Annotated in this window: 12 protein-coding genes; 8 read left to right on the top strand and 4 right to left on the bottom strand. The window is 71.9% G+C overall.

All coding sequences use genetic code 11. The features are described 5' to 3' along the window. The first annotated feature begins 141 nt into the window (after positions 1-141). The 3 genes from D7X74_RS31315 to D7X74_RS31305 all read left to right on the top strand — a co-directional run bounded on the left by D7X74_RS31315 (position 142) and on the right by D7X74_RS31305 (position 2,633). Positions 142-945, top strand: a complete 804-nt coding sequence (locus tag D7X74_RS31315; protein ID WP_120536681.1) for a prolipoprotein diacylglyceryl transferase — start codon at positions 142-144, stop codon at positions 943-945. A 48-nt stretch (positions 946-993) separates the two neighbouring features. Next, the gene (locus tag D7X74_RS31310) at positions 994-1,566 is read left to right on the top strand and encodes a class I SAM-dependent methyltransferase (RefSeq protein ID WP_120536680.1); all 573 of its coding nucleotides are present in this window, start codon (positions 994-996) and stop codon (positions 1,564-1,566) included. A gap of 134 nt (positions 1,567-1,700) precedes the next feature. Continuing rightward, complete coding sequence (locus D7X74_RS31305) at positions 1,701-2,633, top strand: alpha/beta fold hydrolase (RefSeq protein WP_120536679.1); 933 nt, start codon at positions 1,701-1,703, stop codon at positions 2,631-2,633. Here the strand turns inward: D7X74_RS31305 and D7X74_RS31300 are convergent. Both D7X74_RS31300 and D7X74_RS31295 read right to left on the bottom strand, forming a co-directional pair. Beyond that, positions 2,617-3,540, bottom strand: a complete 924-nt coding sequence (locus D7X74_RS31300; protein WP_120536678.1) for a DMT family transporter — start codon at positions 3,538-3,540, stop codon at positions 2,617-2,619. The genes D7X74_RS31305 and D7X74_RS31300 overlap by 17 nt on opposite strands. A gap of 7 nt (positions 3,541-3,547) precedes the next feature. After that, positions 3,548-3,829 (bottom strand): rhodanese-like domain-containing protein, encoded by a 282-nt coding sequence (locus D7X74_RS31295; protein WP_120536677.1) that lies wholly within the window; start codon positions 3,827-3,829, stop codon positions 3,548-3,550. An 87-nt stretch (positions 3,830-3,916) separates the two neighbouring features. Between D7X74_RS31295 and D7X74_RS31290 the strand changes: the two genes are divergently transcribed. Continuing rightward, on the top strand, positions 3,917-4,432 hold the full coding sequence (locus D7X74_RS31290) for a GreA/GreB family elongation factor (protein WP_120536676.1): 516 nt from the start codon (positions 3,917-3,919) through the stop codon (positions 4,430-4,432). A 10-nt stretch (positions 4,433-4,442) separates the two neighbouring features. Here the strand turns inward: D7X74_RS31290 and D7X74_RS31285 are convergent, their stop codons facing one another. After that, positions 4,443-6,125, bottom strand: coding sequence for an ATP-binding protein (locus tag D7X74_RS31285; RefSeq protein ID WP_233602335.1), 1,683 nt, complete (start codon positions 6,123-6,125; stop codon positions 4,443-4,445). Positions 6,126-6,466: 341 nt separating this feature from the next. On the opposite strand from D7X74_RS31285, the gene D7X74_RS31280 reads away from it, so the two are divergent. The 3 genes from D7X74_RS31280 (at position 6,467) to D7X74_RS31270 (ending at position 12,048) form a co-directional block, all read left to right on the top strand. Continuing rightward, positions 6,467-9,307: a PAS domain S-box protein gene (locus D7X74_RS31280; protein ID WP_120536674.1), complete on the top strand. Its 2,841-nt coding sequence runs from the start codon at positions 6,467-6,469 to the stop codon at positions 9,305-9,307. A gap of 129 nt (positions 9,308-9,436) precedes the next feature. Continuing rightward, on the top strand, positions 9,437-10,927 hold the full coding sequence (locus tag D7X74_RS31275; protein WP_120536673.1) for a VWA domain-containing protein: 1,491 nt from the start codon (positions 9,437-9,439) through the stop codon (positions 10,925-10,927). A gap of 17 nt (positions 10,928-10,944) precedes the next feature. Then, positions 10,945-12,048 carry a hypothetical protein gene (locus tag D7X74_RS31270; RefSeq protein WP_147446752.1) on the top strand — a complete coding sequence of 368 codons (1,104 nt, stop codon included), beginning with the start codon at positions 10,945-10,947 and terminating at the stop codon, positions 12,046-12,048. A gap of 68 nt (positions 12,049-12,116) precedes the next feature. Here D7X74_RS31270 and D7X74_RS31265 read toward each other — a convergent pair whose 3' ends face one another. Next, positions 12,117-12,470: a hypothetical protein gene (locus D7X74_RS31265; protein ID WP_233595878.1), complete on the bottom strand. Its 354-nt coding sequence runs from the start codon at positions 12,468-12,470 to the stop codon at positions 12,117-12,119. Positions 12,471-12,827: 357 nt separating this feature from the next. Here D7X74_RS31265 and D7X74_RS31260 point away from each other — a divergent pair, with 357 nt between their 5' ends. Then, the gene (locus tag D7X74_RS31260; RefSeq protein ID WP_120536682.1) at positions 12,828-13,580 is read left to right on the top strand and encodes a sterol desaturase family protein; all 753 of its coding nucleotides are present in this window, start codon (positions 12,828-12,830) and stop codon (positions 13,578-13,580) included. Positions 13,581-13,637 lie beyond the last annotated feature (57 nt).

Raw genomic sequence — 13,637 nt, 5'->3', positions numbered from 1 at the left:
GGCCAGGGGCTTGCCGGGAGCGCGGCGGGCGTGGGGGCAGCAAGAAAGAGGTGGAGGGAAGCCCGGGATGCGCCGATTGTTCGGGTTCGACCCTTCCCGCGTCCACCCCTGGGATGGGTCCTGGCCTTTTCTGGAGCCCTCTTGATTCCCTATTGGCACGCCCCCTCGTTCAAGCTGGGGCCCCTGGAGCTGAACCCCTTCAACGTCTTCGTGGCGGCGGGCATCCTGCTGGCCGCGAAGCTGCTGACGAAGCAGGCGGAGCGCGAGGGCCTGGATCCGAACCCCCTGGCGGACTTCGCCATGTGGGGCGTGGCGGCCGGCATGCTCTTTGGCCACTGGGTGCACCTGTTCTTCTACCACCCGGAGGAGCTGTCCAAGAGTCCGTTTCAAATCCTCCGGTTCTGGGACGGCCTGTCGTCCTTCGGAGGCCTGCTGGGCGGCATCTTCGCGGCGGTGGTGTTCTTCCGGGTGAAGAAGCTGCGCTTCAACGACTACGCGGACAGCTTCGCGCTGGGCGTGGCGCCAGGGTGGGCGGTGGCGCGGCTGGGGTGCTTCGCGGTGCACGACCACCCGGGGCGGCTGACGGACTTCTTCCTGGCGGTGCAGTTCCCCAACGGCAACCGGCACGACCTGGGCCTCTACGACGCGGTGGTGCTGTTCGCCATCTCCGGCCTCCTCTACGCGCTGCGCAACGCCGGAAAGCTCAAGGGGCGGCTCCTGCCGCTGCTGGCGCTGCTGTACGCCATCTCCCGCTTCAGCCTGGACTTCCTCCGGGCCACCGACCTGTCGTACGTGGACGCGCGCTACTTCGGCCTGACGCCCGCGCAGTACGGCAGCCTCCTGCTCATCGCGTACGGGGTGTGGGGGCTGTTGCGCAAGCAGGCGCCCAGCGCGTCCGCCCAGAAGCCCCCGGCGTCCCAGGGGCGGGTGGAGACCGCGCGCTAGCGCGCGGGTGCTTCGCTTCAGGCTTCGTGAAGGCAGGGGGGTTTTCGCATGAAGGCTCTGGCGTATGACGCGGTGATGGCGCCGCTGGGGTGGGTGGGGCTGAACGCCGCCCGCCGCCAGCTGGTGGAGGGGCTTTCGGGCCGGGTGCTGGAGGTGGGCGCGGGCACGGGCCTGGCCCTGCCGGGGTATCCGGACGCGGTGACCTCCGTGACGGCGGTGGACGTGGACCTGGGGGCGCTCCTGCGCGCCCGGGCCCGCCGCTCCGGCGTGGCCCTGCTCCAGGCGGATGCGCAGGCGCTGCCGTTCCCGGATGCGTCGTTCGACGCGGTCGTCTCCAGCCTGGTGTTCTGCTGCGTGGACGCGCCGGCCACGGCGCTCGCGGAGGTGGGGCGGGTGCTCAAGCCGGGAGGCGAGCTGCGCCTGCTGGAGCACGTGCGGGCCTCAAGCCCCGTGCTGGCCCTCGCGCAGGACCTGCTCACGCCCGCGTGGCACCGGCTGTCCGGCGGCTGCCGCCTCAACCGGGACACCTTCCGGCTGGTGGAGAACGCGGGCTTCCGCATCGTCCGGCGCGAACAGCGCCTGGGCGGCGTGGGCGAGTTCATCTTCGCCCGGCGGCCCTGAGTCCGGAATGAGCCCGGGCGGGTGGGATACAACCCACCGCATCGGGTTTCCGGATGCAATGTCAGAGGTCACTTTAGGATGGTGGGCGCGCTGGCGGAACCCCCCGCCACGTCCCATCCGTGAGGCCTCTTCGCATGACCCGCTCCCTTCCCTCCCTCCTCGCGCTGCTGTTCGTCGCCGGCTGCGGCCCTGGCCCGGACACGGGCACGTCGCCCGACCTCGCGAGTGCTCCCGCCTCGCTGGAGCAGACCGACCGCCAGGGTGGCGCGGCTTTGCGTGAGGACTCCGTGCGGCTGTCCACCGGCGTCACGCTCCGCTACGTGGAGCAGGGCCGCCGCGACGGGCCCGTCGTCGTCTTCCTGCACGGCTATACGGATTCGCACCACACCTGGGACCTGGACCTGCCGCGCTTCTCGCGCGACCTCCACGTCTACGCGCTGGACCAGCGCGGCCATGGGGACTCCTCCCGCCCGGCGTGCTGCTACACGCAGCAGGCGTTCGCCCAGGACGTGGTGGCGTTCCTGAACGCGAAGCAGGTGTCGCGCGCCATCCTCGTGGGCCACTCGATGGGCAGCTTCATCGCGCAGCAGGTGGCGCTGGATGCGCCTTCCCGCGTGAAGGCGCTGGTGCTCGTGGGCTCCGCGCCCACCGTGGCGGGCAACGAGGTCGCGCTGGGGCTCAAGTCCGCCGTGGACACGCTCACCGACCCGGTGGACCCCACCTTCATCTACGAATTCCAGGCCAGCACCTTCTTCCAGCCCGTGCCCGCGTCGTACCTGGACACCCTCGTGGCGGAGAGCTCCAAGCTGCCCGCGCGCGTGTGGCAGGACACGCTGGACGGGCTCATCGCGGAGGACCACTCGGCGCGGCTGGGAAGCATCCGCGTGCCCACGCTGATCATCGGCGGGGATAACGACGGCTTCTTCTCCGTCACCGAACAGCGGGCCCTGGCCCGCGCCATCCGGGGCTCGAAGTACCTGCTCTACCCGGAGACGGGCCACGCCCCCCACGCCGAGCGTCCGCAGCGCTTCGTGAACGACGTGCACCACTTCATCCACGGCCTGTAGTCGCGTCGCCCCGGGGGCCGGCCGCCTGGGACACCGGTTCCGGGCGGGCCGGGTCGGACCGGGCCAGCACCACCACCGCCACCAGGATGAGCAGGCCGCCCGCCCCCTGCCGCGGCGACAGGCGCTCGCCCAGGAAGAGCGCGCCCAGCACCACCGCCATCACCGGCTCCAGCGTGGACAACAGCGACGTGTTCACCGGACCGATGCGCGCGAGCCCCGCGAAGAACGTGAGGACCGCCACCACCGTGGACAGCAGCGACAGGCCCGCCACCGCGCCCCAGCCGACCGCCGTCTGGGGAAAGGACGGGCCCTTCACCAGCATCAGCCCCCCGAAGGCGAGCCCCGCCGACAACAGGATGCCGGTGCTCGCCGCGAGCGGACCGGCCGGGCCCACCACGCGCGCGCTGGACAGGACGTAGATGGCGTAGATGACCGCCGACAACACGCCCAGCGCGATGCCCAGCGGCTTCGCGTCCGGGCCCGGGTCCACCGTGAGCGCCGTGCCCGTCAGCGCCAGCGCCACCGCCAGCCAGCGCAGGCGGCTCAGGTGCTCGCGGCCCATGGCCACCTGGAGCACCGCCACCAGCGCCGGGAAGAGGTACAGCAGCAGCGCCACCAGCCCCGCGGACGCGTGCTGGAGCGCGAGGAAGTAGGCGCTGCCTTCCGCGAAGTAGCCCAGCGCGCCCAGCAGGAAGAGCCCCAGCAGCACCCGGCCCCGGGGCCAGCGCTGCCGGCGCACGAGCATCACGCAGGTGAGCACCAGCCCCGCCAGGGTGAAGCGCAGGAACAGCAGCGTGGGCATGTCCGCGCCCGCCGCGTACGCCAGCCGCGCGAACAGGCCCAGCGCGCCAAAGGAGGCGCCGGACAGGGCGACGAGGAGGAAGCCAGCGGTGCGGTTCTGGGACAGGCGCGCCCTACCAGTTCTTCACGGACTGGAGGTCGAACACCTCCGGGAAGCCGCCCTGGCGCAAGAGCTGCGCGGCCACCGCGCTGCGCCCGCCCGCCGCGCAGTACACCACCACGGGCGTGCCCACCGGGCCCACCTCCGACAAGCGCTGGGCCAGCACCTGCACGGGGATGTTGCGGGCGGCCTCCGGGTGTCCCTGCTGGAACTCCTCCGGCGTGCGCACATCCAGCAGCACCGCGCCTTGCGCGACCAGTTCGTGGGCCTTCTGCGAGCGTTCCTGAGGCGTCATGGGGCCATCGTACCCCCAGCCACGGGCCCGGCCGGGCCGAAAACTGGAGGCGGGCGCACCGGACGCTACAGTCCTGTAACGACCCCCATGCCACTCGACAAGCACACCCTGCTCCACCAACTGGCCGAGCGTCTCCAGCAGAGCGACCGGCTGGCCCACCGCGCGGAAGCCGACGCCCGCGAGGCCGCCCGCAGCCTCGCCACGGAGTCCGAGAAGAAGGAGGACGGCCGCGCCGCCATTGAGTACGGCAGCCTCGCCACCGGCCAGGCCAACCGCGCGCGCCGCCTGCAGGAGGAGCTCCAGGCGCTCACCGCCTTTGGCCAGAAGGACCTGCCCCGCTTCCCGCGTCAGGGCCCCGTGGGCCTGGGCGCCCTGGTGGACGTCAGCACCGAGGACGAGGACGGCTTCGCCGAGCGCACCTTCTTCGTCCTCCCCGCCGGCGCGGGCACCGAGCTCACCGGCCCCGGTGGCGACGGCTTCCTCTCCGTCATCACCCCCAGCTCCCCCGTGGGCCGTGCCCTCCTGGGTCGCCGCGCCGGCGACACCGTGGAGGTGACGCTCGCGGGCGAAGTGCGCGAGTGGACGGTGCTGGAAGTCGCCTGAAGGACGCGGCTCAGCCCGGGCCTGGATCCGGATCCGGATCGAAGTCCGGCTCCCGCTCCGAGGTCGGTCCCGGCGCCGCGTGCGCGTCGAGCCACTCCTCCGGGATGTCGCCCCGGGGCAGCTCCAGGATGAACGTGGAGCCCTGCCCGGGCGCGCTGGTGGCGCTCACCTTGCCGCCGAACGCTTCGACAATCTGCCGCGTGATGTAGAGGCCCAGCCCCAGGCCGCCGTAGTGCCGGTCGCTCACCGCGCGCTCGAAGCGCTCGAAGATGCGCGCCAGGTCCTCCGGCGCGATGCCGATGCCGTGGTCCTTCACGGTGAGCCGCGCCAGCGTGCCCTGCCCCTCCACGCGCAGCACCACCGGGTGGCCCGCGCCGTACTTGAGCGCGTTGGACACCAGGTTCGTCACCACCTGCTCCAGCCGCAGCCGGTCCCACCGGCCCACCACCGGCACCGGCGCGTCCAGCTCCAGCTCCGTGCCGTGCTGCGCCGCCGCCGGGGCGAAGCGGTAGAGGATCTCCGCCGCCACGCTGGCCAGGTCCAGCTCCTCCAGCTCCAGCCGCAGCCGGCCCGCGGTGATGCGCGACACGTCCAGCAGGTTGTCCACCAGCCGCGACAGCCGGCGCACCTGGCGCTGCACCACATCCAGCGTCTCCGCGACGCGCTCGGTGGGCACGGGCTTGCCCTCGCGCGCCAGCACCACCACCTGCTTCTGCAGCAGCTGCACCTTGAGGCTCAGCGGCGTCAGCGGCGTCTTCAGCTCGTGGCTCGCGATGCCCAGGAACTCGTCGCGCTGGCGCACCGCCTCGCGCGCTTCACGCAGGAGCCGCGCGTTCTCCAGGTAGAGCGCGGTGCGGTGGGCCAGCTCCGACAGGAAGCGCTCCTCGTCCGCGTCGAAGGCGTGCAGCACGTTCGAGCGCAGCAGCATCAGCGCGCCCAGGATGCTGCCGCGCGCGCCCAGGGGCACGCTCAGGCACCCGTGCGGCCCCACCTCCCGCATCAGCCGCGCATGGTCCGCGTCCTGCGCGATGGCCGCCACGTGCTCCTCGGACATGATGCACAGCCGCCCCACCGCCCCGGACACGAACACCTCCGGCAGCCCGCCCGGCATGGAAGGGTCCGGCGGGTAGCGGCCGAGCAGCTCGCGCAGCAGCCCATGCCGGCCTTCGTCCACGTGCAGGGAGGCCACCACGCGCACGGGCTCGCCCGGCGGCTTCAGGATGAGCAGCGCGCCTTCCCCCAGCGCGGGCACCAGCAGCTTGAGCAGCGGTTCGAGCTGTCCCTCCGCGTCCACCGCCTCGCCCAGCAGCGCGCCCGCCTCCGCCAGCAACCGCGACGCGTCCAGCAGCGGGGCGGGCAGGGACTCCACGCCGTGCGTGCGCAGGAGCGCCGCCGCGACCTGCCCGTCCCCTCCCTTCACCGGCACCGCCGTGCCCCGGAGGAACGCGCGCGTGCCGTCCGGCCGGAGCACCTCCCACACCGAGCTGTCCACCTGCTCGCCCGCCAGCGCCCGCCCCAGGGGGGATTCGTGCGGCGGCAGCGGGGTGCCATCCGCGCGGACCCATTCACAACCGGGCAGACGGCCGTGCTCCACGCGGGTGGGTGCTGGAATGCCGAAATGAAGCGTCGCCTGCGTGTTGAAGGCGAGGACCTGACCGGTCCGTTCGATGAGGATCCACCCCTCCGCATCCATGACGCGTCCAGGCAATTCCTGTGTCGACGCACCCAGCGTCAAGGCCGGGCCCGACGCGGTGTCCGGAGAAGGGTCCGGGCGGGAAGAAGAAGACGTGACGCCGGAGGACATGCTGGGGCTTTCCGCACGCATCATGGTGTCATCGCCGCCTCCCGGGCAGGAAGACAGACCCCAAGGCCCGCCCCATCACCATCAAGCACAGGGAATGCTTTCCGTCATCCCGCTCTTCCCGCTGGCCCCCTTGCCTGCATGGCGGCGATCCTCAATCGTTCGACTGTCCACGTCCGTGACCCACGAAGTTCTGTTCGCACGGCGAAGTTCTTCCAACGCGAGTCTCCCGCATGCAGATGCCGTTCACCCGTTCTGACGGCACCCCCAGTGAGCGTCGCTTCCGGCAGGTCATCGACACGCTCCAGGAGGTCGTCTTCCAGACGAACATGGAGCGTCAGTGGGTCTTCCTCAATCCCGCGTGGACCGAGCTGACGGGCTTCCCCGTGGAGGAGTGCCTGGGCCAGTCCGCCTTCGACTTCATCCACGCGGATGACCAGGCGCGCACGCTGGAGGTGTGCGAGTCGCTGCTCACGCGAGAGCGCGAGTTCATCCAGCACGAGGTGCGCTACCTCACGCGCGACGGGGGCTTCCGCTGGATGGATGTCTTCGTCCGGGTGACGGTGGACGAGGACGGCGTGCTGCTGGGCATGGCGGGCACGCTCAACGACGTCACCGAGCGCAGGCGCACGAGCGACGCGCTCGCCCGGCGCGAGCGCTACCTCACCGCGCTGGTGGACATGCAGCAGCGCCTGCTGTCGGTGCACACCGGCGGAGACCTGTATCAACAGGCGCTGGCGCCGCTGGGGCCGGCGTCGGGGGCCAGCCGCGTCTACATCTTCGAAACGCACCTCAACGCGCAGGGCGCGCTCGTGTGCAGCCAGCGCGCCGAGTGGTGCGCCCCCGGCGTGGTGCCTGAAATCGACAACCCGCTGCTCCAGGAGCTGCCGATGCGGCCGGGCCTGGAGCGCTGGGTGCCCGTCCTGGAGCGCGGCGAGGTCGTCACCGGGCGCGTGGCGACCTTCCCCGCCGCCGAGCGGGAGCTGTTGGATCCGCAGGGCATCCTCACGCTGCTGGTGCTGCCCCTGCGCGTGCACGGGCGGCTGGTGGGCTTCGTGGGCTTCGACAACTGCTACGAGGCGCGCGAGTGGGACCGGCTGGAGGTGGACCTGCTGTTCGCCGCGAGCGGCGCCATCTCCGTGGCGCTGGAGCGGCGCGAATCCGAGCGGGCGCTGCGCGAGCGCGAGCACCGCTTCCGCCAGCTCGCGGAGAACGCGTCGGACGTGCTGTACCTCTACCGGTGCGCGCCCCCGCGCGGCTTCACCTACGTCAGCCGCGTGGCCCACGCCAAGCTGGGCCTGGGGCCGGAGGCGCACTACGCGGATCCTGAGCTGTGGTACCGCACGGTGCACCCGGAGGACCGGTCCGCGCTGGAGCGGCTGCTGGAGTCGCCCCGCGCGTCGGACGGCACGCCCGTCGTGCTGCGCTTCCTGCGCCCCGACGGGAGCATCCTGTGGCTGGAGCACGTGGTGGCGCCGGTGACGGACGCCAACGGCCGGGTGGTGGCGGTGGAGGGGCTGGCGCGCGACATCACCGAGCGGCGCCAGGTGGAGGAGGCGCTGAAGCGCTCCGAGGCCAGCCTGCGCGCGTTGATGGAGGGCTTCCCGGACGCGGCGGCCATCGAACGCGACGGCCACATCGTCTACGCCAACGCGGTGCTCGTCACCACGCTGGGCTTCGAGCGCGCGGAGGAGCTGGTGGGCCGCCGGCTGTCGGAGTTCCTGGCGGACGTGCCGGGCACCGGCGTGACACCCGCGAACACGACGCCGCTCACCAGCGAGCGGCGGCTGGTGCTGCGCGACGGACGCACGCGCGTGGTGGAGCTGGCGTCGCTGCCCCTGCGATTCGACGGACAGCCGGCGGTGGTGTCCATCGCGCGGGACGTGACGGAGCAGCGCCAGCTCCAGGCGCGGCTGACGCTGGCGGACCGGCTGGCGTCGGTGGGCACGCTGGCGGCGGGCATCGCGCACGAAATCAACAACCCGCTGGCCTTCGTGCTCTCCAACCTGGCCTTCCTGTCGGACGAGTTCCGCCACCACCTGACGCCCGCGCCCGCGCGCGGGGTGCGCCCTCCGGACGTGGCGGAGTGGCAGGAGGTGCTGGGCGAGGCGTGCGAGGGCGCCGAGCGCGTGCGCCAGATTGTCCGCCAGCTGAAGACCTTCTCCCGGCCGGACGAGGAGCGCGTGTCGCCGGTGGACGTGCACGCGGTGCTGGACTCCGTGGTGATGATGGCCGCGAATGAGATCCGTCACCGCGCGCGGCTGCGGCGGGACTACGGCAAGGTGCCCCTGGTGATGGCCAACGAGGGCCGGCTGTGCCAGGTGTTCCTCAACCTGGTGGTGAACGCGGCCCAGGCCATCCCGGAGGGCGCCGCGCACGAGCACGAGGTGGTGCTGGCCACGCGCTCCGAGGGCCCGCGCGTGGTGGTGGAGGTGCGCGACACGGGCAGCGGCATCGCGCCGGAGGTGATGGGCCGCATCTTTGATCCGTTCTTCACCACCAAGCCCGTGGGCGTGGGCACCGGCCTGGGGCTGTCCATCTGCCACGGCATCATCACCGGGCTGGGCGGAGACATCATCGTGGACAGCACGATGGGCCACGGCAGCACCTTCCGCGTGATGCTGCCCGCGCCGCCCTCCGCGCTCCTCCCCCGGGCGACGGAAGCCGTCACCCCCGACGCGCCCCTGGCGCCGCGAGGCCGGGTGCTGGTGGTGGACGACGAGCCCGCGGTGGGCCGCGTGCTGCAGCGGCTTTTGCGCGGCCATGACGTGGAGGTGGCCACCAGCGGCCGGCAGGCCCTGGAGCGCATGGCCCAGGCGCCGGACTTCGACGCGGTGCTGTGCGACGTGATGATGCCGGACCTCGCCGGGCGGGACGTGTACGAGGCCGTGCGCCGCCAGCACCCGGGCCTGGAGCGCCGCTTCGTCTTCGTGTCGGGCGGGGCCTTCTCCGTGGGCGCGCGCGAGTTCCTGGCGCAGATCCCCAACCCGCTGCTGGAGAAGCCCTTCGACGAGGCCCGCGTGCGCGGCGCGGTGGAGGACCTGGTGCTTCGCGGTCCCCCCGATGCCGTGTGACGGCCCCGGGCGGGCGCACCCATCGGTCATCGGGAGGACCCTCCTCCCGCTGACGGATGCGCGGACAGGGGGCGTCTGCGAGCGTGTGCTCGTCCGCTCGCCCAATCCCTTCTTGAGGTCACGCCTCCCATGAACCGCACCACCCTGCTGCTGTCCCTTGCTGGCCTGATGGTCGTGGGCGCGCTCGCGCTCGATGGGGTCGCGAAGCATTACAACCGTCCCAGCAGCCATCCCCCGACCCATGTGGCGACGGCGCCGCTGGCCACGCGCCCCACGGGTCCGGACCAGAGCCACACGGTGGTGCAGCCGGGAGAGGCGCCCATCCAGTTCGTGCTGCCCGTGGGCGTGGGGCGGTCCCCTTCCGGCAAGGCGGGCCCGGTGGAGCTGACCGGCAAGCTGTCCGGCGCGTACGTGCTGACGGGCCCGGGCGAGGCCTTCGCGTGGTTCGAGCTGTCGGCGCGCAAGCCGGAGAGCACCCAGCGCGTGCCGGTGAACCTGGCGCTGGTGGTGGACCGCTCCGGCTCCATGATGGGCAGCAAGCTGGAGGACGCGAAGCGCGCCGCCCAGGCGCTGGTGACGCAGCTGCGCACGGGCGACCGGCTGGCGCTGGTGCACTACGGCTCCACCGTGACGACGCTGCCCAGCGTGGAGATCAACGAACGGACCCGCGCGGAGCTGCTCCAGGCCATCTCCCGGATTGAAGTGGATGGCTCCACCAACATCAGCGGCGGACTCCAGGCGGCCGCCGAGGCCGTGCGCCCGTACACGCGCGAGTTCCGGGTGACGCGCGCCATCCTGCTGAGCGACGGTCAGCCCACGGAGGGCATCGTGTCCAACACCGGCCTGTTCTCCGAGGTGGGCAAGCTGCGCGAGCTGGGCATCACCGTGAGCGCGCTGGGCGTGGGCGAGGGCTTCAACGACGCGCTGATGCGCGGCATGGCCGAGCGCGGCGGCGGCTTCTCCGGCTTCGTCAGCGATTCGGCCCAGCTGGCCTCCATCTTCACGCGGGAGCTGGAGCAGGCCGCCAGCACCGTGGCGCGCAACGTGAACCTGGTGCTGACGCTGCCGCCCGGCGTGAGCGGCGTGGAGGTGATGGGCCTGCCGTCCACGCGCGAGGGCAACACGGTGCGCGTGCCCCTGTATGACTTGACGGGCGGCCAGTCCGCGCGCGTGGTGGCCAAGGTGACGCTGGACGCGCCCGCGAGCGGCACGCAGATGGAAGTCCTGGGCGCGGACCTGACGTACGTGGACGTGACGGCGGACCAGCCGACCCAGGTGCTCCTGTCCCTGAACGCGAGGGTGACGGACGACGCGGGGACGGTGCGCTCGAACCTGGACCGGGATGTGCGCGTGCATGCCATCCGCGCCCTGGGCACGCAGCAGTTGCACGCGGCGGCGGAGGAGATGAAGAACGGCAACCGTCAGGGAGCGGTCAGCCTGCTGGACAACGCGCGTCGCCTCTTCGGCAGTTCAGCGTCCGCGCTGGCGGGGGAGATTGCGGACGTGGACGCAGCCCAGGCAGCCTATGGGAAGGCCCACAGTGACTCGGACGTGCGTCGTGAGATGCTCGACCTGAAGAAGAAGACGATGAAGAGCTTCGGGCAGAACAACTCCTACTAGTGCAGGGACGGTGCGCCGTGTCGCTCTCCATCCAACTCATCCGCCGGGAGGACTTCGAGACGCGCTGCCTGTACGCGCTCGTGGGGGCCGGGGCCATGGCGCTGTTCGCGGGCATGGCCCGGCAGGTGATGCGCCTCCCGGTGGATCCAGGCTACTTCGCGCTGATGGGGGCGGCGCTCGCCGCGGTGAAGCCGCTGCCCGCGTTCAACGCCCTGGTGCGCACGGCGGTGGTGCTGCTGCCCTCCATCGCCTTCCTCTTCCTGGGACTGCCGTCGCCCTGGAACTACGCGCTGGCGGGCGCCACCGCCGCGGGGGTGCTGGCGTGGCGGGGACACGGGCGCGAGGGCCGGGGCAGCTCCACCCAGGTGGCGCTGAGCGCCGGTGCGGCGGCCGTCACGACGGTGGTGGGGCTGTACGTGCAGGACGTCATGGACGCGCGCTTCCTCCCGGCCCGGGGCTACTTCCCCCTGCTGGTGGACTACGCCGTGGTGGCGCTGTTCTGGAGCATCGGCACGCTGCCGGCGAACCTGGCCGTGGACGTGGACGCGGTGGCCACCCGGGGCCTGCGCCTGGAGGCCACGCTCACCGGAGAGGTGCGCGGGCTGGTGACGCGGGCGCTCGGGCTGTACCGCCAGAGCCAGGCGGAGGCGCGCAAGCTGGCCACCGGCAAGGGCCGCGAGAAGCTCCAGGGCGTGCTCGGGAAGCTGGCCCAGGACGCCTTCAGCCTGGCCGAGGCCCAGACGGTGCTGGAGGCCCAGTTGTCCTCCGCGTCCCAGGGCAGCGTGGATTCGCAGGTGCAGGAGTTGCGCAAGCGCGCCGCGGACGCCCAGGACGGCGTGGCCCGGCGCCAGTTGGAGCGCGCCGCCGCGTCGCTGGGCGAGGAGCTCAACCACCTGGATGCGCTGTCCCGCAAGCGCGAGCGCCTCTTCGCCCAGCTCCACGCCCAGGTGGCCCTGCTGGAGCGGGCCCGGGTGTGCTTCATCGGGGCCCAGGCCTCCTCCCCGCTGGACGGGGGTGACCGGGCCCAGGCGCTGGCCGACAAGCTCTCCGCCCTGGACCTGGAGTCCTCCAGCACGGAGTCGCTGCCCCTGCCCCAACGCGCTCCGGCCGCCCGGTCCTAGACAGCCTCCCCTGCCTCCAGGGCCGTCCCGGCGTCAACGGACCGGGACCCGTGGAGGCCGGGGTCGCGTCACTTGGCCGACGTGTGGGACGTGCGGGAGGCCGTGCGCTTGCGCTTCCGGGCCGGCGCGGTGGCCTGCTTCCTGGCGACGGTGGCGGTGTGCAGCTGGCTGGCGATGCGCTCCTCGATCTCCTCGCGGGTGCGGCGGCTGACCTCCAGCGCGGCGTTGATGCGCTCGCGCACCCGGTCCGCCTGGGCCTCGGCGGCGGCCCGGTACTCGGCGATGTCCCGGCGCAGCTCCAGGCGCCCCTCGGTGGCCGGAGCAGGACTCGCCGTCCGCCTGGACGTCGTCGCCGCCTTGCGCCGTGCCGGCCGCCCCGTGTCCGTACCGCCTGCCTGCTGCCCCTGTGCCTTGCGCGCCATCTGGCCCCCTCGCGCGATCGCTCGCGTCTGTGGGCGGAAAGGTGGGGTGTCCGCTCCCTCCATGGAAGTCCGACCCCGGGTCGGACGCAGGACTGGCGAGCGGACAATCAGCGCCGCCTCCAACAGGAGGGCTTCTCAATGCTTCAAGGAAGACACTAAGAGGGGTCTCGCCGTTCCTGGGCCGAGGGCCTTCCGGGCTGATAGCTCAGGTGCCGCCGCATCTCCCAAGGGCCGGGGTGCGAGCGAGCCTTCGTGCCCCGCGCGCCCTGACGGCATGGGTTTCGCGCGGCGCTAAAAAACTGTGAGGGGATACCCGTGGCGGTCTCTTTCCTGAACCGGAAGCACAACCTCGACCGGATGTCGCTGCGCGACCTGGTCTATTCGTTCTTCACCTACTACGCCGTCGTGGCCTACATCCTCATCGGCATCACCTGCATCGTGCTGTCGGTGAAGTGGTTCGACCACCCGGTGCGCATGGCGGCGGCGGTGCTGGTGGCGACGGTGGCGTACCCGTTCGGCTGGTACCTCATCCACCGGTACATCCTGCACGGCCGTTTCCTCTACAAGTCCGCGGCGACGGCGGTGACGTGGAAGCGCATCCACTTCGACCACCACCAGGACCCGCACGACCTGCGCGTGCTCTTCGGCGCGCTGCACACCACGCTGCCCACCATCGCGCTGGTGCTCACGCCCATCGGCTACCTCATTGGCGGGCGCTCGGGCGCGGCGGCGGCGCTGGGCTGGGGCATGGTGACCACGTGCTTCTACGAGTTCTGCCACTGCATCCAGCACCTGAACTACGCGCCGCAGTTCAAGTTCCTGAAGGACATCAAGCGGCTGCACATGTCGCACCACTTCCACAACGAGACGGGCAACTTCGGCATCACCAACTACTTCTGGGACCGCGTGTTCGGCACGCTCTACGAGAAGGCGTCGGACAAGCCCAAGAGCCCCACCGTCTTCAACCTGGGCTACACCGCCGAGGAGGCCCAGAAGTACCCCTGGGTGGACAAGCTGTCCGGCGGCACGCGCGGTGACGGACACCCGCGCCGCTTCTGGCAGGCCGAGGGGGTCACCGCCCCGGACGGCGTCTCCAGCGAGCAGTCCTGACCCCAGGGCCCCCCCGCCCCCGCATCCCCGCCTCACGAAGAACCTCCCCGCCCGCAC

This window comes from Corallococcus sp. CA047B, assembly GCF_003612065.1.
In the GTDB taxonomy this organism is placed as follows: Bacteria; Myxococcota; Myxococcia; order Myxococcales; family Myxococcaceae; genus Corallococcus; species Corallococcus praedator.
Note: the sequence above shows the minus strand (reverse complement) of the source record. Positions and strands in the feature narration are given on the sequence as shown.